The 20,892-nt window shown below is 72.7% G+C and carries 18 protein-coding genes; 3 read left to right on the plus strand and 15 right to left on the minus strand.

What is annotated here, in order from left to right; all coding sequences use genetic code 11:
- Positions 1-31: 31 nt before the first annotated feature.
- Genes E1300_RS09040 through E1300_RS09075 form a run of 8 tightly spaced genes read right to left on the minus strand, consistent with a single transcriptional unit; the run spans position 32 to position 7,955 of the window.
- Positions 32-1,999 (minus strand): oxidoreductase, encoded by a 1,968-nt coding sequence (locus E1300_RS09040; protein ID WP_131756427.1) that lies wholly within the window; start codon positions 1,997-1,999, stop codon positions 32-34.
- Positions 1,996-2,457 carry a type II 3-dehydroquinate dehydratase gene (locus tag E1300_RS09045; protein WP_131756428.1) on the minus strand — a complete coding sequence of 154 codons (462 nt, stop codon included), beginning with the start codon at positions 2,455-2,457 and terminating at the stop codon, positions 1,996-1,998. The genes E1300_RS09040 and E1300_RS09045 overlap by 4 nt, the downstream gene beginning before the upstream one ends.
- Positions 2,457-3,575 (minus strand): pyrroloquinoline quinone biosynthesis protein PqqE, encoded by a 1,119-nt coding sequence (pqqE, locus tag E1300_RS09050; protein ID WP_131756429.1) that lies wholly within the window; start codon positions 3,573-3,575, stop codon positions 2,457-2,459. Before pqqE ends, E1300_RS09045 begins: the two co-directional genes overlap by 1 nt.
- Positions 3,572-3,862: a pyrroloquinoline quinone biosynthesis peptide chaperone PqqD gene (gene pqqD / locus E1300_RS09055; protein ID WP_131756430.1), complete on the minus strand. Its 291-nt coding sequence runs from the start codon at positions 3,860-3,862 to the stop codon at positions 3,572-3,574. The genes pqqE and pqqD overlap by 4 nt, the downstream gene beginning before the upstream one ends.
- Positions 3,852-4,664 (minus strand): pyrroloquinoline-quinone synthase PqqC, encoded by an 813-nt coding sequence (gene pqqC / locus E1300_RS09060; protein ID WP_131756431.1) that lies wholly within the window; start codon positions 4,662-4,664, stop codon positions 3,852-3,854. The genes pqqD and pqqC overlap by 11 nt, the downstream gene beginning before the upstream one ends.
- Complete coding sequence (gene pqqB / locus E1300_RS09065; protein ID WP_131756432.1) at positions 4,661-5,563, minus strand: pyrroloquinoline quinone biosynthesis protein PqqB; 903 nt, start codon at positions 5,561-5,563, stop codon at positions 4,661-4,663. The genes pqqC and pqqB overlap by 4 nt, the downstream gene beginning before the upstream one ends.
- Positions 5,564-5,573: 10 nt before the next feature.
- The gene (gene pqqA, locus E1300_RS09070) at positions 5,574-5,735 is read right to left on the minus strand and encodes a pyrroloquinoline quinone precursor peptide PqqA (RefSeq protein WP_131756433.1); all 162 of its coding nucleotides are present in this window, start codon (positions 5,733-5,735) and stop codon (positions 5,574-5,576) included.
- A 60-nt stretch (positions 5,736-5,795) separates the two neighbouring features.
- Positions 5,796-7,955 carry an outer membrane protein assembly factor BamB family protein gene (locus tag E1300_RS09075; protein ID WP_131756434.1) on the minus strand — a complete coding sequence of 720 codons (2,160 nt, stop codon included), beginning with the start codon at positions 7,953-7,955 and terminating at the stop codon, positions 5,796-5,798.
- Between the two features lie 288 nt (positions 7,956-8,243).
- Between E1300_RS09075 and E1300_RS09080 the strand changes: the two genes are divergently transcribed.
- A complete protein-coding gene (locus E1300_RS09080; protein ID WP_131756435.1) occupies positions 8,244-9,233 on the plus strand; it encodes a ThuA domain-containing protein in 990 nt (329 codons plus the stop codon).
- A gap of 119 nt (positions 9,234-9,352) precedes the next feature.
- On the opposite strand, the gene E1300_RS09085 is transcribed toward E1300_RS09080, so the two are convergent.
- The 7 genes from E1300_RS09085 to E1300_RS09115 all read right to left on the minus strand — a co-directional run bounded on the left by E1300_RS09085 (position 9,353) and on the right by E1300_RS09115 (position 18,418).
- A complete protein-coding gene (locus E1300_RS09085) occupies positions 9,353-10,132 on the minus strand; it encodes an ABC transporter ATP-binding protein (protein WP_131756436.1) in 780 nt (259 codons plus the stop codon).
- Positions 10,129-11,985, minus strand: coding sequence for a branched-chain amino acid ABC transporter ATP-binding protein/permease (locus E1300_RS09090; protein ID WP_131756437.1), 1,857 nt, complete (start codon positions 11,983-11,985; stop codon positions 10,129-10,131). Before E1300_RS09090 ends, E1300_RS09085 begins: the two co-directional genes overlap by 4 nt.
- Complete coding sequence (locus E1300_RS09095; protein WP_131756438.1) at positions 11,982-12,851, minus strand: branched-chain amino acid ABC transporter permease; 870 nt, start codon at positions 12,849-12,851, stop codon at positions 11,982-11,984. The genes E1300_RS09090 and E1300_RS09095 overlap by 4 nt, the downstream gene beginning before the upstream one ends.
- Positions 12,852-12,902: 51 nt before the next feature.
- On the minus strand, positions 12,903-14,060 hold the full coding sequence (locus E1300_RS09100; RefSeq protein WP_131756439.1) for an ABC transporter substrate-binding protein: 1,158 nt from the start codon (positions 14,058-14,060) through the stop codon (positions 12,903-12,905).
- Positions 14,061-14,124: 64 nt separating this feature from the next.
- Positions 14,125-15,945, minus strand: a complete 1,821-nt coding sequence (locus E1300_RS09105) for a thiamine pyrophosphate-binding protein (protein ID WP_131756440.1) — start codon at positions 15,943-15,945, stop codon at positions 14,125-14,127.
- Positions 15,942-16,943, minus strand: coding sequence for a zinc-dependent alcohol dehydrogenase (locus E1300_RS09110; RefSeq protein WP_131756441.1), 1,002 nt, complete (start codon positions 16,941-16,943; stop codon positions 15,942-15,944). The genes E1300_RS09105 and E1300_RS09110 overlap by 4 nt, the downstream gene beginning before the upstream one ends.
- Positions 16,940-18,418, minus strand: coding sequence for an aldehyde dehydrogenase family protein (locus E1300_RS09115; protein ID WP_131756442.1), 1,479 nt, complete (start codon positions 18,416-18,418; stop codon positions 16,940-16,942). Before E1300_RS09115 ends, E1300_RS09110 begins: the two co-directional genes overlap by 4 nt.
- Before the next feature lie 421 nt (positions 18,419-18,839).
- On the opposite strand from E1300_RS09115, the gene E1300_RS09120 reads away from it, so the two are divergent.
- Together E1300_RS09120 and E1300_RS09125 are read left to right on the plus strand one after the other, a co-directional pair.
- Positions 18,840-19,631: an IclR family transcriptional regulator gene (locus tag E1300_RS09120; RefSeq protein ID WP_207399571.1), complete on the plus strand. Its 792-nt coding sequence runs from the start codon at positions 18,840-18,842 to the stop codon at positions 19,629-19,631.
- Between the two features lie 65 nt (positions 19,632-19,696).
- Entirely contained in the window at positions 19,697-20,890 is a 1,194-nt protein-coding gene (locus tag E1300_RS09125; RefSeq protein WP_131756444.1) for a CaiB/BaiF CoA transferase family protein, read from the plus strand.
- Positions 20,891-20,892 lie beyond the last annotated feature (2 nt).

Here is a 20,892-nt window from a genome sequence, read left to right on the forward strand (position 1 = left end):
GGACGCCGCAAGAGTCTCGTCAGGACGATTTTCACTTTCTTAAGCCCCCGCGCCCCGGCACTACCTGCGGGGATGTCGCGAGGAACTCCTCCATTGCGGTTCTGGCGTCTTGTAGCGCGGCGTGCATGGAGGGGATGCCGGTCGTGGCCTCGCCCACGATGCGGATCCGGTACGCGGTCGCATCGGTCGGCGTTGCTCGCGGCGGCGGGGCCGGTAGCACGCCGTGCGAAACGAGGACGGGCCCGTGGGTCGGAACGGTTCTCCGGCCGTTCGGTCCGTCCACCACCAGGTAATCCGTCGCTATCCGCCGGACGCGGTGCCGGAGCAGGATGCGGACTCGGGGGTTCTCCGTCAGGCGGGTCTCGGTGAGCATCCTCGCCCGGGGCCCGACCTCGGGTGCCAGCGCCTCCCGCGCGGTGATGATCTGCACCTCGCTACCGTGAGCGGCGAGATGGTCGGCGACGGCCATCGCGGTCTGGTCGGCGCCCCAGATCGTGCATCGCTCCGGCGGTACGGACGGCTGCCGCAGCCAATGCCTGATGTCGATGACGTGCGGCAGGTCGGCTCCGTCGACGTCCGGGACGCGCGGTCTCCCGCCGGTGGCGATGACGACGTTCTCGGGACGGAGCCTGGCGATGAGGTCGCCGTCGCCGTTGGTACCGGCGCGGACGGCGACGTCGAGGCGTTGCAGTTCGCTCGCGTACCAGTCGATGACGCGGCGGTATTCGGGGTTGCAGGTGAGTCCGGCGGCGAGGAGGAACTGGCCGCCCAGCTCCGCGTCGCGTTCGATGAGGTGGACCTTCCGCCCGTGCTCGGCGGCGAGGCGGGCCGCCTCCATTCCCGCGGGGCCGCCCCCGATGACGACCACTCCGCCCGTGCGTGGCTGGTGCCGCGGCCGCCGGGACGGCTCGCGGGTGAGCGCGCCCGCGTCCGGGTTCACCGTGCACGGGACGGGCGCGCCGCCGTGCAGGCTGTCGATGCACAGATTGCAGGCGATGCAGGGACGGAACGGGGCGCCGTCGAGCACGCGGCGGGGCCAGCGCGGATCGGCGTGCAGCGCACGCGCCATGCTGACGAAGTCGGCCTTGCCGCCGGCAACGATGTCGTGCGCGACGTGCGGGACGTTGATCCTGCCCGCGACACCGACGGGCGGGCCCAGCCGCCGGTAGGGCGCGGCGTGTTCGGCCAGCAGGCCCGGTTGCCACTCCCCCGGCTGCACCATCCACTGCGCGGCCTCGTAGTTGCCCGCCGAGACGTCGATGAAGTCGAGGGCTCCGGCGGGGAGCGAGCCGATCAGCTCCAGGGTCCGTGCCGCGTCGAGCCCTACGGGCACGCCTTCAAAGGCGGAGATCCGGATGCCGATGGCGAGTTCCGGCGCCGCGTCCCGGACGGCCTCCAGGACGAGTGCGAGGAAGCGGAGCGGCTCGCCGAACTCGTCCGACCGGAGGTTGGTCATCGGCGAGAGGAATTGGTGCACCAGGTAGCCGTGCGCGGCGTGGACCGACAGGACGTCGACGCCCGCGTCGCGGCAGCGGGCCGCGGCCGCCGCGTAGGTCTCGATGAGGTCGTGGATCTCCTCCCGTCCGAGGACGCGCGGCATGTCACCGCCCGCGGGGAGACACGGGACCGCGGAGGGTGCGACGGGAGGCGCTCCGCTGATCCGACGCCGCACAGTGCGGCCGCCGTGGTTGAGCTCGACGCCCGACTTCGCGCCGTGGCGGTGCGCCGCGTCCGCCATGGCCGCGAGCCCGGGGACGTGGCGCGCCTCGGCCACGCCGAGCTGGCGCGGACGCCCTTTGCCGTCGGCACGGACGTAGGCGGCCTCGCTGAAGACCAGAGCCGCTCCGCCTTCGGCCCGCGCCTCCAGGTAGCCGAGGTAGGCGTCCGTCGGTTCGCCCTCGGCCGTGCAGTAGTTGCGCTCCATCGGCGCGCAGACGATCCGGTTCCTGAGCTCGACCGGGCCGATGGCCAGCGGCTCGAAGAGCGCCGGATACCTCACGGCGCGGGCCTGTCCCCGGCGTCGGGTCCGGCGGCGCGCTCGCACAGGATCTCCAGCGCGATGCCGTAGCCCCGCCAGCCGAGACCGGCGATGTAGATGGTGGCGAGGTCGCGGAACAGGTCGACCGCGTCCCGTCCTTCATGGCGGTAGAGCTGGGTGATGTGGACGATGGCGAGCGGCAGCCCGGTGTCGGAGAGCGCGTCGCGCAGCGGTTTCCCGCCGGGTGTCAGGCCCGCGGGATTGACGATCAGCGCGTCGAGCCCGTCTTGGCGGTCGTGCAGCCAGTCCAGGAGTGCCCCTTCATGGTTGGACTGGACGTGGGAGACGCGGGCTCCGACGCGTTCCGCGGTCGCCTCCAGGTCCTGGACGATGTCGGTGAGCGTGTGCGTCCCGTACCTTTCGGGTCGACGCTTTCCCAGCCTGTTGAGGTTCGGTCCGTTGAGGACGCCGACGTGCATCAGGTCTCCTGGTTCGCGGGGGCGGGACGGGCGCCGCCGAGCCTGCGGTAGACGAGCTCAGGCGCCGCTCCCGTCTCGTGTTCGGCGTGAGCGGTGCGGTCGCGGATCAGGTGGTGGTCGGGAGAGAGGGCGCAGGCCGGGTCCGTGCGGGAGGCGTCGCCGGTCAGCGCGAACGCCTGGCACCGGCAGCCGCCGAAGTCGGTCTCGCGGAGCGCGCAGTCGCCGCACGGCCCGCTCATCCAGCCGGTCCCCCGGTAGGCGTTGAAGGCGCCGGACCGCTCCCAGATCCACGCGAGCGAGTGGTCGCGCACGTTCGGCGGGTTCAGGTCCGTCATCGCGTAGGCGGCCGGGCACGGCAGGGCGGTGCCGTCGGGCGCCACGGTGATGGACCGGGCGCCCCAGCCGCCCATGCACGGTTTCGGGACTCCCTCGTAGTAGTCCGGGAGGACCCACACGAGCTCCGGGCGCCGGGACCGTGCCCGGTGGTCGGCGACCACCTGCTTGGCACGGTCCAGTTGCTCGCGGGTGGGAAGCAGGGCCTCCCGGTTGCGCAGGGCCCAGCCGTAGAACTGGGTGTTCGCCAGCTCGACGCGGTCGGCGCCCCAGCGCTCGCCCAGTTCGATAATCTCCGGCAGGCGGTCGAGGTTGCGCCGGTGCAGGACGACGTTCAGGCCGAAGGGCAGCCCGGCGGCGCGGATGACCTCCGCGGCCTGTTCCTTCGCCGCGTACGAGGGGCGTCCCGCGATGAGGTCGGAGTTCGCGCGGTCGGCGTCCTGCACCGAGAGCTGGACGCTGTTGAGCCCGGCGGCGGCCAGCGCGTCCAGCCGGGCGGCGGTGAGGCCGAGGCCGCTGGTGACGAGCTGGGTGTAGACGCCGGCACGGTGCGCCGAGGCGACGATCTCTTCGAGGTCGGGACGCAGGAGCGGCTCGCCACCGGAGACGTGCGCCTGGACGACGCCGAGATCGGCGGCCTCGGCGAAGACCCGCGCCCAGTCGTCCGCCGCCAGTTCGGTGCTCTTCCGGACGAGTTCGAGCGGGTTCGAGCAGTACGGGCAGTGCAGCGGGCAGGCGTGCGTCAGCTCGGCGAGCAGCGCCCACGGCGCGGCGGGTCCGGTCATGTGAGCCATCCCTCCGTGCGGACCCTCGCGATGAACTCGGGCACGTCCCGTTCCAGCGGGGCGTCCGGGAAGTCGGCGGCGAGGGCGGCGATGATGTCGGCGACCGTGCGGCGGCCGTCACAGAGGCGCAGGATGCGTCCGCCTTCCGGGCTGAGCAGGACGGCGCGTTCGGGCATCAGCAGCAGCTCGGCGCGGCGGATCCGGTCATAGCGGAGGATGACGGAGGGAGCGAGCGCGGGCCGCGTCTCCCGCGCCGCCGCCGTCGAGGGGGCGCGCTCAACCGGCATCCGCGGCTCCCGTGTCCGGGGCGGCCACGTTCGCGGCTCCCGCGTTCGGGGCGGCCACGTTCGGGGTGGCTGCGCGCTCGACCGCGTCCAGCAGGGACCAGAGCACGTCGCACTTGAACGTGAACGCGGCCAGCACGCGTTCCTGGTCGGCGCGCGTCTCCGCCCACCGGTGCACGAGCGCGAGGGCCTCGTCGGCGTCGCGGCGGCCCTGCTGGACGCGGACCTGGAAGTAGCGCAGTCCGTCCGGCTCGCTCCAGGGGTAGTGGCGTTCCCAGGCGCCGATTCTGGTGACCATCAGGTCGGGTGCGAAGAGCTCGGTGAGGGACGAGGCGATCGCTTCCAGGGGCGTGCCGAGGCGGCAGAAGTTCACGTAGCCCTCGACGGCGAGCCTGACGCCGGGCAGGACGCCTTCCCCCGACAGCAGGAGGACGCGGTCCAGGCCGACGGCCTCGCCGAGGCGCAGCCACCGCTCGATGCCGCCGGCGTCGCCCGGCTCGTCGCCGTCCCGGCCGTCGTGGTCGTGGATGCGGCGGATCCAGCTGCGGCGGAGTTCCCGGTCGCCGAGCTTGGCGAGGATGAGCGCGTCCTTGATCGGGATGTGCCGCTGGTAGTGGAAGCGGTTCAGCGCCCAGCAGCGCAGTTCCTCCGGCGCGAGCAGGCCGTCGTGCATGCGCAGGTTGAACGGGTGCCGGTGGTGGTAGCGCTCGGCGGCGATCTCGCGGAGCCGGTGCTCCAGTTCGCCGGGCGCCCACGGCCGGGGACGGGCGGTCCTGTGCGGGGCGTGGGCCGATGCCGTGCTCACAGTTCGATCACCGTGCCTTCCGATGCGACCTCGATGCCCTGCCCGGCGAGGACGCGGTGGCCGTCGTGCCCGGGGTCGACGAGCGGGTTGGTGTTGTTGAGGTGGGTGTAGAGGCGGTGCGCCGCGGGCAGGTCCCGCAGCCGTTCCGCCGTGCCGTCCGGGCCGCTGATCGGCAGGTGCCCCATCTCGGTGGCGGTCCGCTCCGTGAACCCCGAGCGGCGTGGTTCGTCGTCGTCCCAGAACGTCCCGTCGACGATGACGCAGTCCGCCGCCGCAAGGGCGCGGTCGAGCCCGGGCGGCCAGTCCGCGACCGCCGGGGCGTAGACGAGTGTCTTCCCGCTGCGGCGATCGGTGACCTGCAACGCCACCGACCAGGCGCCGTCGCGGATGCCGAGGTCGGCCGCGTAGCGGGGGCGCTTCCCCGAGACCCTGACGGCCCGGAACTCGACGTCGTCGCCGTCTCCGAGGCGGACCGGCTCGTCCTCCGAGAGCTGCGACCAGCGCAGCCCGGCGTACGGGGCGAGGATGCGGTCCAACCCCAGGCCCCGCGCCACGGCCTCGCGGACGGTGGCGGTGGCGGCGACGTGGATGCCGGACGCCTCGCGCAGCCGCGGCAGTCCGAGCGTGTGGTCGAGTTCGGCGTCGGTGAGGATCACCCCGGCGAGCGGGGTCTGCCGCCGTCCCGGACCGGGCCGCAGGTCGCCGCTCGCCTCGATCTGCTCGGCGATGTCCGGTGTCGCGTTCACCACGTACCAGCCCGCGCCGGACGCCTGGACCGCGATCGAGGCGTGCAGGCGGCGCCACGACGGGTGCGCGCGGACGGCGGCGCATCCCCCGCATGCGCAGTTCCACTGGGGGACGCCGCCGCCCGCGGCGGTGCCGAGTATGCGCACCCTCATCGGCGTGGGATCAGAGCTCGGCGCCGAAGTAGGCGGTGACCTCCAGCGAGGTCTCCACCACCTGGTAGTCGGGCGTGGACCATGAGGCGCTCCGCTCGGCGGCCGCGTCCTGAGCCCGGGTGTCGGGGACGTCGGTGTGCGCCGTCTCGGCGTCGGGAACGTGCGGGATCATCTCTGCTCCTTCGGTGTGGATCGGGATCGGGCAGGGCCCGGGGCCCGGCGGCCCCGGGTGTCACTGGACGACGATCTTCCCGGTGCTCTGCGGGAAGACGGGGTCGTTGTAGAAGTACTCGCCGCGCTTCGTGAAGGTGTGCGTGAAGGACTGGCCGGGCTTCAGCCGCCCGGTGTTGAACACGTGCTCGAAGAACGACGCGGCGCCGTGCGAGTGCTCGTTGCCGGACGGGTTGACGAACGTGACCTCGGTGCCCACCGGAACCGTCATGTGCTGCGGGGACATGGCGTTCTGCGCGACGGTGTTCTCCTCGGTGCCCGGTGCTCCGGCGGCGGCGTTCCAGACCCGGCCGAGGGTGACGGTGTTGCCCGCGTCCGCGCCGGCGACGGCCGCCGTGCGGATCTGGTTGCGCTTGGACGGCGGGGTGGGCGCGGGCGCCGGGCCGACCTTGCCGTGCAGTCTGAACGCCCACAGGTGGTCGCCCTTGGGGATGTCGGGATAGGGCAGCCCGCTGCCGCCGGCGAACACCGCGACGTACTGCTCGCCGTCGATCTCGTAGGTGACCGGGCTGGTGTGCACGCCCGCCCCGCACTGCCAGCTCCACAGGTCGCGGCCGGTCGCGTCGTCCATCGCGTGCAGTACCCCGTCGGGCCCGCCCTGGAACATGACGCGCCCGGCCGTCGTGAGGATGCCGTTGCCGTGGGCGAGCGACCACTCGCCCTCCTTGCGCCACACGGGCCGGTTGGTGCGCGGGTCGACGGCGACGATGCCGCCGGAGAAGTACTCGCCGAGCGGACGGGCGGTGTTGACGCGCCCGCCGTTGGTGTTGGAGTAGGACGAGTTGATCAGCCCGTACCCGACGTAGACGAACCCGGTGTGCGGGCTGAACGACATGTACGACCAGTCCGCGCCGCCGCCGGCGCCGGGGAACAGGATGGTCGCGTCGTCCCAGAACGGGGTGAAGATCTCGCCGGTCGGGTAGTACGGGACGGGCCGGGTGGTGTCGTGGTAGCTCGGCGCCTGGTGGACGAAGGGCGCGCCGCCCGGAAACGGCTGCGTCGGCCAGGTCTTCTGGCGCGGGTCCTGCGGGACGGGCCGCTCGGTGATGCCGTGCACGCCCTTGCCGGTCTCGCGGTCCAGGATGTAGAACATCCCGACCTTGCTGCCGTACACGACGACCTTGCGCGTGCGGTGGCCGATCTTCAGGTCGATCAGCACCGGGGCCATGACGTTGTCGAAGTCCCAGATGTCGTGGTGGACGGACTGGAAGTGCCAGCGCCGCTTCCCGGTCTTGGCGTCGATGGCGACGATGCAGTTGGCGAACAGGTTCGTCCCGCCGCGGGTGGAGCCGTTGGTGCGGGGATAGGGGTTGCCGAACGTCCAGTAGACGAGGCCGAGCTCGGGGTCGACCGCCGGGTGGATCCAGCAGACGGCGCCGCCGGTCCGCCAGCTGTCGCCCTCCCAGGTGTCGTTGCCGTACTCGCCGGGGCCGGGCGGGCCCCAGAACGTCCAGGCGATCTCGCCGGTCCGGGCGTCGAGGGCGTAGGCGCGGCCCCGGGCGCCGGCGGTGCTGCCCTCGGTGCCGACGTAGATGAGGCCGTCGAAGTACACGATGGCGCCGGCGAGGCCGCCGCGGTTGCCGCCGCACTGCCCGTTCTGCGGATCGCAGCCGGGGTCGCCCTCGCCCGCGACCAGCAGCTCCCGCTGCCACACGACGGCGCCCGTCCGCTGGTCGAGCGCGTAGACGATGTTGGCGCCGGAGGTGGTGAAGACCAGCCCCTCACCCAGCCCGACGCCGCGCATGTTGGTCTGCTGCGAGCCGACGTTGGTCTTCCACTTGACCGCGCCGGTGCGGCCGTCGACGGCGAACACGTTCTGCTGGCCGGTCTGGACGTACAGCACGCCGTCCTTGGCGACGATCGTGCTCTGCTGCGACCGGCCTGAGGTGCTGCCGCCTTCCAGGTTGACGTGCCAGGCGCCGCCGAGGTGCCGGACGTTGCCGCGGTCGATCCTCCTCAGCGTCGAGTGGTTCTGGTTGCCGAGGTCGCCGCAGACCTTCGGGAAGTCGCGGCCCGTGGCGCCGAACGCGGCCGGCTGGGGCGGGACGGGCAGCGCGAGGCGGGACGGGGCGGCGCCGGCCGCGGGAGCGCGAAGCGGCGTGAAGGCGACGGTGCCGCCGACGACCGCCGCCGCGCCGGTCAGGAAGTTCCGCCGGTCCATACTGTCTCCCAACTTACGGTCCACCAGACGGACCTCAGGGTCCGATCGACGGGTGACACGGTAAGCCGCATCCGACACTCTGGCAATAGTCGACACCTCGGACGCCGTCCGCGCATCGGCAAGTTCACCAGTCGTGTCGGCGGAGGTGCCCTTCGCCGGACGGTGGCGGCCCACGTCCGGGTATTGCCTGACGCGGGAGCGGCATGAGATCGTCCCAGAACCTCTAGATGGTTCGATTAGACCGCTAGACGGTCCATCGGACGAGAACGCCGGAAAGGACCCCACCCCATGAGGAGACCCTCCTCCCGCCTGCTCACCGCCGCCGGCGCGGCGATCGGCACGGCCGCCGCGCTGGTCGCCGCGACGCTGTCCACCGGGCTCCCGGCCACGGCCGGGCCCCTCACCCGGCCGAAGGACTCCGGCGCCCAGGAGCTCGGCGATCCCGTCTACGGCGTCTGCCGCGGCACGAACCCGCGCTGCTACCACGACTGGGGCAACTTCGACCCCGCCAAGGGCTACAAGATCCTCGTCTACAGCCGCACCGCCGGCCCCCGGCACGCCAACCTCGGCCCGGCGCTCGGCGCGGGCCTGAACCCGCCGCTCGCCGACGCCAACGTGGCGCAGAAGGCGCTGGTCAAGATGGGGCAGGACAACGGCTTCGGCGTCGACTGGACCGAGGACGTCGCGCAGCTCGCCTCGCCGTCCACGCTGTTCCGCTACAACGCCGTCGTCTTCATGAGCACCACCCGCGACACCCTGGACGACGCGGCCCAGACCTCGCTGCGGCAGTACATGCGCGGCGGCGGCGGCTTCGTCGGCATCCACAACGCCTTCGGCACCGAGTACAACTGGCCCTGGTACGAGGGCCTCCTCGGCGGCGCCAACTTCTACGATCACGGGCCCGCGCAGCCCGGGACCGTCCAGACCGTCGACCGTAGGGACGCCTCCACCGCCGGGCTGCCGGGCCGGTGGGACTTCGCCGACGAGTGGTACAACCTCGTCCCGTTCCCGAGCCAGGTGCGCTTCCTCGCCAGCGTGGACGAGAAGACCCTCGCGAAGGGCGTCGCGGGCAACATGAACCACCCGGGGCACGGCTCCCTCCATCCCGTCGCCTGGTGCCAGTACTACGACGGCGGCCGGGCGTGGCTGACCACGCTGGGCCACGACGCCAAGGCGTTCACCGACGACGGCTCGGCCTTCGCCGGGGCCAGGCAGTTCCAGAGCCTGGTGCTGAACGGCATCGAGTCCGCGATGGGCAAAAAGCCCTTCTGCCGCTGACCCGCACCCCGCTGACCCGCACCCCGTCGACCCTCGCCCCGCCGGCCCGAACGGAACCGGCGGGACGAGGGGGCCGCGCCTCATCGGGGCGCGGCGCGGCCCCCGGGCTCCGCCGCCACCTACAGCCCCAGGTAGATGCGCCGGACCTGGACGTCGTCGCGCAGGTCGCGGGAGGTGCCGACCATCGCGACCTCGCCGTTCTCCATGACGACGCAGTCGCTGGTCGCCTCGAAGGTCAGCTTGGCGTTCTGCTCGACCAGCAGCAGGCTGAGCCCCTCCTCGCGGAGCCGCAGCAGGACCGCGAGGATGCCCTCGACGAGCTTGGGCGACAGGCCCATGGACGGCTCGTCCAGCAGGATCAGCCGGGGGCGGGCCATCAGCGCCCGGCCCACGGCCAGCATCTGCTGCTGCCCGCCGGAGAGCGCGCCGGCGAGCCGTCCGCGCATCTCCCCCAGCACCGGGAACAGCTCGTACACCTCGGCGAGCGACTCCCTGGTGCCCGCGCCGCGCCAGGCGCGGGCGTAGGCGCCGAGCATCAGGTTCTTCTCCACGGTGAGGCCGGGGAAGACGTGCCGGCCCTCGGGGACGTAGCCGATGCCGTGCCGGACGATCTCGCGCGCCTTGACCTTGGTCAGGTCCACGCCGCCGAAGGTCACGCGTCCCGCGCTGCGCGGGACCAGTCCCATCAGCGCCTTGAGCGTCGAGGTCTTGCCGGCCCCGTTCGCGCCGATGATCCCGACCGACTGGCCGGGCTCCACCGTGAAGCCGATCGAGTTGACCGCGCAGACCCCGCCGTAGTGGACGGAGAGGTCCTCCACGGTCAGGGTCGCCGGCGCCGGGCCGGGCTCAATCCTCTCGGCGGTCTTCTCACCGTCGCGGGCGGTCGTGTCGGCGTTCATGAGGTCACCTCGGTGGTCGGCAGCGGCATGTCGGCCATGGCGGAGTCCCCGAGGTAGGCCTCGATGACCGCGTGGTCCGCGACGACCTCGGCGGGGGTCCCCTCGGCGATGACGGACCCGTTGGCCAGGACGGTGACCCGCTCGCACAGCGACATCACCAGGCCCATGTTGTGCTCGATGAGCACGACGGTGACGCCGCTGCCGCGGATGGAGCGGACGATCTCCGAGAGCTGGCGCACCTCCTCGCCGTTGAGGCCGGCGGCGGGCTCGTCCAGCAGCAGCAGGCGCGGTGCCCCGGCCATCGCGCGGGCGATCTCGATGCGGCGCTGGATGCCGTAGGGCAGGGAGCCGGGCCTCGCGGCGGCGAACTCGGTCAGCCCGAACCGGTCGAGCAGGTCGTCGGCCTGCCGGTGCAGGCGGCGCTCCTGCCGCCAGACGCCGACGGGCCACAGCGCGTACTTCCAGATCGCGTACGTCCGGGACCGGTCGAGGGCGACGAGCAGGTTGTCCCGGACGCTCAGCTCGCCGAACAGCCGCAGGTTCTGGAAGGTCCGGGCCAGGCCGTGCCGCGAGAGCCGGTACGGGCGGGAGCCGGAGACGACGTGCCCGTCGATCAGGACCCGTCCGCCGGACGGCCTGTAGAAGCCGCTGACGATGTTGAACAGCGTGGTCTTCCCCGAGCCGTTCGGCCCCACGATGCCGCGAATCTCGCCGCGCTCGACCGTGAGGGACACGTCCCGCAGCGCCTTGAGCCCGCGGAACTGCTTGGCGACGCCGCTGATCTCCAGCATGGGCCGCGAGTCACCGGTCTCCCGGCCCTGGTCGCCGACGCCCTGGTCGCCGGCGGCCTCGTAGGGGCGGAACTCCCGGAGCACCGACCGTTCCGCGGTCCTGCCGAGCCGGCGGTCCAGGAGGGCCTTGAGCCGGGTAGGGACGCCGGCGAGCCCGGTGGGCGCGAACACCACCATGAGGACGACGACGATGCCGAAGCCGAGCTGCGCGTAGGTGGGGTAGTCCACGAGCTGCTCGCGGATCAGCGTCAGGCCGACGGCGCCGACGACGCAGCCGACGAGGCTCTGCCGCCCGCCGATCACGACCATCGCCAGCAGCAGGAACATGTTGGCGATGTTGAACGTGTCGGGGGCGATGTAGCGGATGAGCCCCGCGTACAGCACGCCGGCGAGGCCGCCGAAGACGCTGGACAGCATGAAGGCGGTCATGCGCAGCAGCGGGATCTCGGCGCCGACCGCGCCGGCGGCGAGCGGGTCGTCCCGCATCGCCATGAGCCTGCGGCCGAGGCCCGTCCGCACGACGAACAGCGCGAAGGCCAGCGCGAGCGCGAACACCACCACTTCCAGGTAGTAGTACAGGTACTCGCTGGACAGGTCGACGCCGAACATCGGCGGGACGGGGATCGCCGAGATGCCCTCGGCGCCGCCCGCGATCTCGGCGTTGGTCGTCCAGTTGATGAAGCCGAGCGCGAGGCCGAGGGTGACGATGCCGAGGTAGTGCGACTGCATGCGCAGCGCCGGGACGCCGACGAGCAGCCCGATCAGCGCGGACGCGAGGAGCGCCACCGCGGCGGCCGGCCAGAACCCGAGGCCGTTGTGGGTGGTGAGGATCGCGGTGGTGTAGGCGCTGACCCCGAAGAAGGCGATCTGCGCCAGGTTGATCTGGCCGGCGATGCCCATGGCCAGGCCCATCCCGATCGCCAGCAGCGCGAACACCAGCGCGACGTCCACGACGTGGATGGCGTAGCCGCCGAGCGTGTACGGCAGCAGCCAGGCGATGAGGACGAACCCCGCGACCGTCCCCAGCCGCGGCGCGTTGCGGTGCCTGAGGAGGGTGCTCATGCGCGGCTCACCGTCGTCTCGCCGAACAGGCCCGTCGGCCGGATCATGATCACCACGGTGAACACCAGGAAGACGACGAGCTCGGAGTAGCCCTGGAAGTGGCCGGCGGCGAAGGAGTCCAGGACGCCGATGGCGAAGCCGCCGGCGATGGCGCCCGGGATGTTGCCGCAGCCGCCGAGCATCGCGGCCGCGAAGCCCTTGATGCCGATGGTGCCGCCCATCGTCGGGTTGACGTACAGCAGCGGGCCGACCAGCCCGCCGGCGAGCGCGGCGAGCCCGGCGCCGAGGGCGAACGCGATCGCGTTGCTGCGCCCGACGTGGATGCCGACCGCGGTGGCCGCCTCGTGGTCCATCGCGACCGCCTGCATCGCGGCGCCCATCTTCGTGCGCTGGAGGAAGGCGACCAGCAGGAACACGGCCGCCGCCGCGATGGCCAGCACGACGAGGTCGTAGGTGCGGACGCGGAGCCCGAAGAACTCCAGCGGGGCGCCGCCGACGGGGGTGCGGACGGCGCGCCCGGTCGCCCCCCAGATGAGGACGGCGACCGCCTGGAGGACCATCCCGAAGCCGATCGTGCCGATCAGCATGAGGGTGAAGTCCTTGTTCTCCAGCGGGCGCAGCACCCGCTCGATGAACAGGCCGATGAGGCCCGTCACCGCGATGGCCAGGACCATGGCCAGGGCGAAGGGAAGCCTGGTCGACATGTAGAACGTGGACGCGGCGTAGGCGCCGATCATGAGCACGTCGGCGTGCGCGAAGTTGACCAGCCCCATGGTGCGGTAGACGAGGGAGAATCCCATCGCCACCAGGGCGTAGATCGCGCCGAGGCTCAGTCCGCCTATCAGTGTCTGAAGGAAGACCTGCATGGTTCTCTTTCTGCGCGGCCGGCGTCGGAGCCGGCGAGGGGTCGTCCGCCGTCAGCCGTCGGCCTTGACGACCGTCCCGTTCTTCATGATCCCGATGGAGGTCGCCTTGATGCCGACCCCGGTCTCGTCGTACTGGAAGTCGCCGAGCAGCCCCTTGTGCCGGACGGCGCGGATGGCGTCGGCGAGCTTCCGGCCGGTGGCGACGCCGCTGTTCTTCAGGGCGGTGAGCAGGATCGTCGTCCCGTCGTAGGCCTTGGCGCCGTGCAGCTCGGCGTCCTCGCCGTAGGCGGCCTTGTAGGCGGCGGCGAACTTCCTGGACGCCTCGGAGACCTCGTTGCTGAGGTAGGGCGAGCTGACGATGGTGCCCTCGACGTTCTTGACGCCCGCGGTGTCGCGGTAGACGGGGGTGCCCTGCGGGGCGGCGCCGGCGAACGGCGCGTCGATGCCGAGGTCGCGGGCCTGCTTGACGATGAGGCCGGACTCGACCTCCTCCGAGCCGATGAAGACCACGTCCGGGGACTTCTGCCGGATCTTGGTGAGCTGGGCGCTGAAGTCCTTCTGGTCGGTGGTGACGACCTCGTCGGCGACGGGCTTGATCGAGCGGTCGCTCAGCGCCTTGAGGAACGCGTCGTGCTCGCCCTTCCCGTAGGACCCGTTGTTGCTGATCATCGCGATCTTCTTCATCTTCTTGGCGTCCACGACGTACTTCGCGAGCGTCTCGTCGTAGGTGCTGGACGTGGGCCCGTTGAGGAACAGGAACGGGCTCTTGAGCGCCACCATCCCGTTGGACTGGCCGGAGGCGATGTTCGGGATCTCGTGCTGGCGCAGGGTCGGCGCCATCGCGATCGTGACGGCGCTCTCCGCGGTGCCGATCATCGCGAGGTACTTCTGGCTGGCGATCTTGCGGGCGATGTTGGTGCCGACGGTGGGGTCGCCCTGGTCGTCGAAGACGTCCAGCTTGATGGTGCGGCCGTTGATGCCGCCGGCCCTGTTCCATTCGTCGACGGCGAGCTTGGCGCCCTTGTACTCCCACTTGCCGAGCGAGCTGAGCTGCCCGCTCTGCGCGTCGACCACGGCGATCTTGATGGGGCCGCTGCCGCCGGAGCCGGAGTCCTTCGACTCACCGGGGGCGCCGCAGGCGGCGGTCAGCCCGGCGGCGAGCACTCCGGCGGCCAGGGCGGAGACACGGGGTCGGGGGGTGGTGCGCATGGATTCACCTCGGTGGGTGGGGATGTCGGGGTGGGTCGTGGTCGGGCTCGGGAGGTGGTCGGGCTCAGGAGGCGGGCGGCGAGGGGTGGCCGCCGCCGTCGGGGAAGACACCCTGGTAGATGTCGTTGATGTTCCAGTGCCCGGGTGTGGGCACGGGCTCGTTGACCATCGGCACGTCCAGGACGGCCGGACGGCGCGCGGCGACGGCCGCGCGCAGGGCCGGCAGCAGGGCGTCCGGTGTAGTGATCGCGTGCCCGTCGGCTCCGCACGCGCGCGCGTAGGCGGCGAAGTCGGGGCTGTAGGGGCGGCCGTCCGGGTCGCGGAACTCGCAGCCGTAGCTCGCCCCGAAGTTCGCCGCCTGGAGGTCGGCGATCGTGCCGTGCGCGCGGTTGTTCATCACCACGAAGAGCACCGGCAGGCCCTGCTCCACGGCCATCGGGACGGCCGGGAGCTGCGCGCTCATCCCGCCGTCGCCGACGAGCGCGACGACGACGCGGTCCGGCGCGCCGATCTGCACGCCGACCGCGGCAGCCGGGCCGAACCCCATCGTGGAGGCGCCGCCGGGGGTGATGAAGCGGCCTTCGGCGGGCAGCTCGTAGCACTGGGCGACGCCGTTCTTGTTCCAGCCGACGTCGGTGACCAGCACCGCCCCGGCCGGCAGGGCCGCGCGCAGGTCGGCGAGGATCCGCTCGGGCCGCAGCGGGAACGCGTCGCTGCGGCCGCGGTCCCGGCTCCGCTCGAACAGCTCGGTGCGGGCGGCGCGGATCCGCTCGCGCAGTCCCGGGCGGCCGACCGGTTCAGGGCGGACGTCCCGCACGGCCCGGCCGATCGCCTGGACGGCGAAGGTCACGTCGGCGACGGCGCCGATCTCCACCGGGTAGTTGCGGCCGATCTCGGCGGCGTCGATGTCGATCTGGATGAGCCGTCCCGGCGCGCCGGGGTCGTCCGGGCCGCCGATGTTCCAGGTGTAGCGATCGTCCCACGAGCTGGCGTCGGTCTCGGCGAACCGGGTCGCCAGCGCGAGGACGACGTCGGCGTCGCGCGCGTAGTCGTTGGTGGTCTCCAAGCCCCAGAATCCCGGCATGCCCAGCAGCAGCGGGTGGTCGTCGGGGACGGCGCCCTTGCCCATGAGCGAGTGGGCGATCGGGATGTCGAGGTGCTCGGCGAGGGAGAGCAGCGCGCTCCTGCCCGCCTCCCCGCGCAGCCCGCCGCCCAGGTAGATCAGCGGACGCTCGGCCTCGGCGAGCCGCGCCGCGATCCGCTCCGCGGTCGCCGCCGGGAGGTCGGGAGCCGAGCCGTACGCGGGGAGCGGGTGGTCCGCGGGGGCGACGGGCCGGGAGAACAGGTCCATCGGGACGTTCAGCAGCACCGCGCCGGGACGTCCCGACGTGGCCGTCCAGAACGCGCGCTCGGTGAACCGGCCGAGGTCCTCGGCGCGGTGGACGTGCCAGGCGCGTTTGACGAACGGCCGGTAGATCGCGGTCTGGTCCGCGTCGGCGTGGAGGTTGACCTCCTGGTGCGGGTGCCGACCGCGGTAGTAGGACGGGACGTCGCCCGCGATGGCGACCAGCGGGACGGAGTCGAGCGCGGCGGTCGCCACGCCGGTGACGGCGTTCATCATCCCCGGGCCGACGTGCACGAGCAGCACGCCCGGCCGGCCGGAGGCGCGGGCGTAGCCGTCGGCGGCGTGCGCGGCGGCCTGCTCGTGGCGGGCGATGACGAACTCGATCGGGCTGCGGCCGAGCGCGTCCAGCAGGGCGATGTTGGTGTGCCCGCAGGTCCCGAAGACGTACTCGACGCCGTAGCCTTCGAGCTGCCGGACGAGCGCCTCCGCCGCGGGCACGGCGACCGCGGGGTCGCTGTGGGGCCGGACGTCCACGGTCATGGGTGCGTCTCCTCGGTTCGGGGCAGGCTGATCCAGGTCTTGCCGGCGATCTCGGCGGCGCGCGCGAACGCCTTCGGCGCCTCGGCGAGCTCGAAGCGCTCGCGCAGGACCCGGCCGGGGTGCAGGTCGTGCTCGCCGAGCATCGCGATGGTGCGGGAGAAGTCCGCGGGGTGGTCGTAGATGAGGCAGCCGCGGACGGTCAGCCGCTGCTGCACGAGCGCGAAGGTGGTGAGCCGGGCCGGGCGCGGGCTCTGGCCGACGGCGATGAGCGTGCCGCCGGGCGCGAGGCGCTCCAGCGCCCGCTCGAACGCCTCGGGCGCGCCGGACGTCTCGATCACCACGGGGAAGGACGTCCCGGCGGGGAGCCCGGCGGCGTCGCCCGCCCCGAGCCGCAGCGCGAGCGCGCGGCGGCCCTTGTGGGGCTCGACGATGTAGGGGACTCCCCCGGCGTGGGCGGCGGCCATCGCGACCAGCAGCCCCTGGGAGCCGGCGCCCGCGACCAGGCACCGGTCGCCCGCGGCGAGGCCGCTCATGCGGACGGCGTTGAGCGCGACGGTGAACGGCTCGACGCAGACGACGTCGGTCTCGTCCCAGTCCGCGGGGACGGGCCAGGTGAAGCGCGCGGGGACCGCGACGCGCTCGGCGAGCAGGCCGGGCTCGGTGATGCCCGCCGCCCTGCGGTGGGCGCAGCCCGCCGTGGCGCCGGCGGCGCACGCCGGGCACGCCAGGCACGGATAGTTCGGCTCCACGACGACCCGCTGGCCCGCGAACCGGTCGGTGACCTCCTCGCCCGCGGCGATGACGACCCCGAACGCCTCGTGCCCGAGCACCCACGGCAGGGAGGGCACCGCGCGACGGCCGGAGATGACGGCGAGGTCGGAGCCGCAAAGCCCGACGCCGTGGACGGCGACGACGACGTCCCGCGGGCCGCAGGACGGCTCCGGCCGGTCGTCCACCACGGCCACCTCGTCCGGGGCGACGAGGACGGCCGCCTTCACGCGGCACCCCACAGCGAGGTCCCGCGCAGGGTCATCGTCTTGACGACGGTGTAGTCGTCGATCGTGCAGCGGGGCGACTCGCGCCCGAAGCCGGAGTCCTTGACGCCGCCGAACGGCACGTGGTCCAGCCGGAAGTTCGACGACCCGTTGACGATCAGGCCGCCGACCTCCAGGTCGCGCCACACGGTGATGATGCGGTCCATGTCGCGGGTGAACAGGCCCGCCTGGAGCCCGTACCGGCTCTCGTTGCACCGCTCGATCACCTCGTCCAGGCCGTCGAAGGGCATGACGGCGACGAGCGCGCCGAACACCTCCTCCCGGACGACCGCGCAGTCGGCGGGCGGGTCCGCCACGACGGTGGGCATCGCGGTGGCGCCGTCCCGCTTCCCGCCGAGCAGCACGCGGGCACCGGCCTCGGCGGCCTCCGCGCTCCACCGCACGACGCGTTCCGCCGCGTCGTCGTCGACCATCGACCCCACGTCGGTCCTCGGGTCCAGGGGATCGCCCACGGTGAGCGCCTCGACGTGGCCGGTGAACAGGCCGAGGAACTCCTCGAACCGGGACCGCTGGACGTACACCCGCTGCACCGAGATGCAGCTCTGCCCCGAGTTGGTGTAACCGGTGCGGGCGCAGATCCGGGCGGCCTCGGCCACGTCGGCGTCCTCGCACACGATCGTCGCGGCGTTGCCGCCCAGCTCCAGCACCAGGCGCTTGGCCCCGGCCGCCCTGGCGACCGCGTTGCCGGTCGCGGCACTGCCGGTGAAGCTGATGACGGCGACCTCGTCCGCGGCGCACAGCTCGGCGCCCACGGAACCGTCTCCGTGCAGCAGCTGGACGGCCTCGTACGGCATCCCGGCCTCCACCAGCAGCGCCACGATCGCCGTGGAGGTCGCGGGCGCCTGCGGCGGCGCCTTGACGATCGTGGTGTTGCCGGCCGCGAAGGAGGCGCCGAGCTTGTGCGCGAGCAGGTTGGCGGGCGCGTTGAACGGCGTGATGGCCAGCGCCACGCCCGCCGGGGCCCGGTAGGTGAAGGCGGTGTTGCCGGCGCCGCGCGCCCAGCCCGCCACCGGGAGGTTCTCCCCGCCGATCCGCCGCGCCTCCGCCGCGCACACCGCGAACGTGTCGGCGACCCGGTCGATCTCCCCGCGCCCGTCCTTGACCGGTTTGCCCAGCTCCAGTGCCAGCAGGCGGGCCAGGTCCTCGCGGTTCTCCGCGGCGGCGGCCGACGCCCGCTCCAGCACCTCCGCCCGCGAGGCCGGTGCCAGCCGCGCCACCGTCCGGGCCGAGGCGCGGGCGTAGGAGCGCACGGCCTCGACGTCGCCGGGACCCGCCGCCGGGGCCTGGCTGACCGGACGCCGCGCGTACGGTCCGATCCGTTCGCTCTGCGGACCCGCCGTGCTCCACCGGCCGCCGCTGAGCGCCGCCGCCTGCATTCGCTCACCCTCGGCCGCGGCCGCGAGCAACGCTTCCAGCATTCCGATCCTCCTGGACCATCAAGCGGACTGTTAGTCCCAACAAGCGGACTGCGAGTCAACGTACGGGCCTCGGCCGCGCGTCGGCAAGGGGGCCGCCGAGAAACTTCACCGGCCCGCGAGCCGTAACCACCGACCCCCACCCCCTCACCTTCGAGCCACCCGGCATCCCGCAATGTTCGAACTAGTGAGTTAGTTATAAGTGACGCGGCTCACGAAGGGAAGGGGCTGCGGGATTTCACCTGGGCGTCTCTGCGGGACCGGCTAATGGTCCAACTAGACCGCCATGTGGACTGCGTGTAACGTACGGACCGTCTCCGGCGCATCCGGGCACGGCTCGCCGTCCCTCCGCCGTCCCCGGCGGCCGACGGAGACCGACGCACCACCCGCACCCATCCTGCCCGTCCCGGGGAGACCACCAACAGTGAGCCCAGCGAAGAAGTCCGGCACCGAGCCGTCGGCCGACGCCCAGGGCGTCCGCAGCGTCCAGCGCGCCGTCGAGATCCTGTCCCTGCTCAGCGAGCAGCGCCCGGTGATCTCCATCCGCGAGATCGTCGAGGCCACCGGACTGGCCAAGACGACGGTCATCCGCCTCGTCCAGACCCTTGAGCAGAACGGCCTGCTCTGGGCCGCCCCCAACGGCTACCTGCCCGGCCCCGGCCTGTGGCGCTGGGCGCACCTCGCGCGCACCAGCTGGGAGCTTCCTCCCGAGACCCGCAGGTTCATGCGCGACCTCGGGGCCCGCCGCCGCGAGACCGTGAACCTCTACATGCTCCGCGACATCTACCGCGTCTGCGTGGCGCAGCAGGAGAGCCCGCAGCCGCTGCGCCACGTCGTCCACATCGGCGACGAGCTCCCCCTGTGGGCGGGCGCCTCGTCGAAGGTCCTCCTGCGGGACGCGCCCGACACCCTCCTCAGGCGCGTCGCCGTCGGCTCCCCCTACGGCGAGGGCCACGTCAAGCGGCTGCGCGAATGGATCGACGAGGCGGCGCACCGGGGCTGGGCCGTCAGCCACGGGGAGCGCGAGGACGGCCTGTCCGCCGTCGCCGTCCCCATCATCGGCCGGTCCGGCACCGTCGTCGCGGCGCTGTCGCTGAGCGGGCCCACCGTCCGCTTCCCCGACGACGTCGTCGCCGAATGCGCCGCCGACCTGCGGCAGGTGGCCGCCGAGATGGCCGAGCGCGGCTTCGACCATCCGCTCAGCCTCGCGCGCTGACCACGCGCCCGCGTCCCGCCCGGGCGCACCGGCCGGTCCCACCGCGTGATCAAAGGAGCAAGCGCATGCCCAAGCAACCGCTCGCCGGCATCCGGGTCCTCGACCTGACCAACGTGCTGGCCGGTCCGTACTGCAGCTACCAGCTGATGCTGCTGGGAGCCGAGGTCGTGAAGATCGAGGTGCCGGGCCAGGGCGACCTCGCCCGGCACCTCGGCCCGGACCCCGAGCTGAACCGGTCCGGCATCGGCGCGTCGTTCCTGGCCCAGAACGCGGGCAAGAAGTCCATCGAGATCGACCTCAAGGACGCCGCCGACCGCGCCGACTTCGCGGACATGGTCCGCGGCGCCGACGTGCTCCTGGAGAACTTCCGCGCCGGCGTCCTCGCCAGGCTCGGCTTCGGCTGGCCCCGCCTGCGCGAGCTGAACCCCGGCCTCGTCTACTGCGCCATCTCCGGCTTCGGCCAGACCGGCCCGATGAGCCAGGCTCCCGCCTACGACCAGATCATCCAGGGCCTCTCCGGGATGATGAGCATCACCGGCACCAAGGAGGCCGCCCCCCTCCGCGTCGGCTTCCCCGTCTGCGACACCGTGGGCGGCCTGACCGCCGCCCTGCACATCGCCGCCGCCCTCACCGGCCGCGCCCGCACCGGCGAGGGAACGTTCCTCGACGTCTCCATGCTGGAGTCCGCGGTCTCGGCCATGGGCTGGGCGATCTCCAACTACCTCGTCAGCGGCGTCCCGCCCGAGCCGATGGGCACCCAGAACGCCACCGCCGCCCCGTCCGGCACCTTCCAGGCCGCCGACGGCCCGCTCAACATCGCCGCGAACCGGCAGCAGCAGTTCGAGACGCTGTGCGGGCTCCTCGACCGGCGCGACCTCCTCGACGACCCCCGCTTCACCGACCGCGAAGCGCGGAAGGCGCACCGCGACGAGCTGACCGAGGAGCTCGACCGCGCCCTGCGCCGCCGCACCGCCGGGGAATGGGAGCGGATCCTCAGCGCGGCGGGCGTCCCCGCCGCCCGTGTCGCGACCGTCCCGCAGGCCGTCGAGCTCGACCAGCTCGAACACCGCGGCTTCTTCACCGACCTCCCCTTCCCCGACGGCTCCGAGCGCGTGCTGAAGGTCTCGGGGAGCGGCGTCCTGCACGACGGCGAACCGCTGCGCCCCTCCACCGCCCCGCCCCTGCTCGGCCAGCAGAACGACGAGCGCCGGACCCTCGCGAACCGCTGGATCGGCGCGGACGAAACCGTCGCCCCGTGACC

Origin of the sequence: Actinomadura fibrosa (genome assembly GCF_900659615.1) — a bacterium.
Classification (GTDB): Bacteria; Actinomycetota; Actinomycetes; order Streptosporangiales; family Streptosporangiaceae; genus Spirillospora; species Spirillospora fibrosa.

Excerpts from the sequence above, each read along its gene's own strand:
- E1300_RS09045 (WP_131756428.1), bottom strand. The coding sequence starts at position 2,457 with ATGCACGTCGGCGTCCTCAACGGACCGAACCTCAACAGGCTGGGAAAG.
- pqqE (WP_131756429.1), bottom strand. The coding sequence starts at position 3,575 with ATGACCGGACCCGCCGCGCCGTGGGCGCTGCTCGCCGAGCTGACGCAC.
- pqqD (WP_131756430.1), bottom strand. The coding sequence starts at position 3,862 with ATGCCGGTTGAGCGCGCCCCCTCGACGGCGGCGGCGCGGGAGACGCGG.
- pqqB (WP_131756432.1), bottom strand. The coding sequence starts at position 5,563 with ATGAGGGTGCGCATACTCGGCACCGCCGCGGGCGGCGGCGTCCCCCAG.
- pqqA (WP_131756433.1), bottom strand. The coding sequence starts at position 5,735 with ATGATCCCGCACGTTCCCGACGCCGAGACGGCGCACACCGACGTCCCC.
- E1300_RS09075 (WP_131756434.1), bottom strand. The coding sequence starts at position 7,955 with ATGGACCGGCGGAACTTCCTGACCGGCGCGGCGGCGGTCGTCGGCGGC.
- E1300_RS09080 (WP_131756435.1), top strand. The coding sequence starts at position 8,244 with ATGAGGAGACCCTCCTCCCGCCTGCTCACCGCCGCCGGCGCGGCGATC.
- E1300_RS09085 (WP_131756436.1), bottom strand. The coding sequence starts at position 10,132 with ATGAACGCCGACACGACCGCCCGCGACGGTGAGAAGACCGCCGAGAGG.
- E1300_RS09090 (WP_131756437.1), bottom strand. The coding sequence starts at position 11,985 with ATGAGCACCCTCCTCAGGCACCGCAACGCGCCGCGGCTGGGGACGGTC.
- E1300_RS09095 (WP_131756438.1), bottom strand. The coding sequence starts at position 12,851 with ATGCAGGTCTTCCTTCAGACACTGATAGGCGGACTGAGCCTCGGCGCG.
- E1300_RS09100 (WP_131756439.1), bottom strand. The coding sequence starts at position 14,060 with ATGCGCACCACCCCCCGACCCCGTGTCTCCGCCCTGGCCGCCGGAGTG.
- E1300_RS09105 (WP_131756440.1), bottom strand. The coding sequence starts at position 15,945 with ATGACCGTGGACGTCCGGCCCCACAGCGACCCCGCGGTCGCCGTGCCC.
- E1300_RS09115 (WP_131756442.1), bottom strand. The coding sequence starts at position 18,418 with ATGCTGGAAGCGTTGCTCGCGGCCGCGGCCGAGGGTGAGCGAATGCAG.
- E1300_RS09125 (WP_131756444.1), top strand. The coding sequence starts at position 19,697 with ATGCCCAAGCAACCGCTCGCCGGCATCCGGGTCCTCGACCTGACCAAC.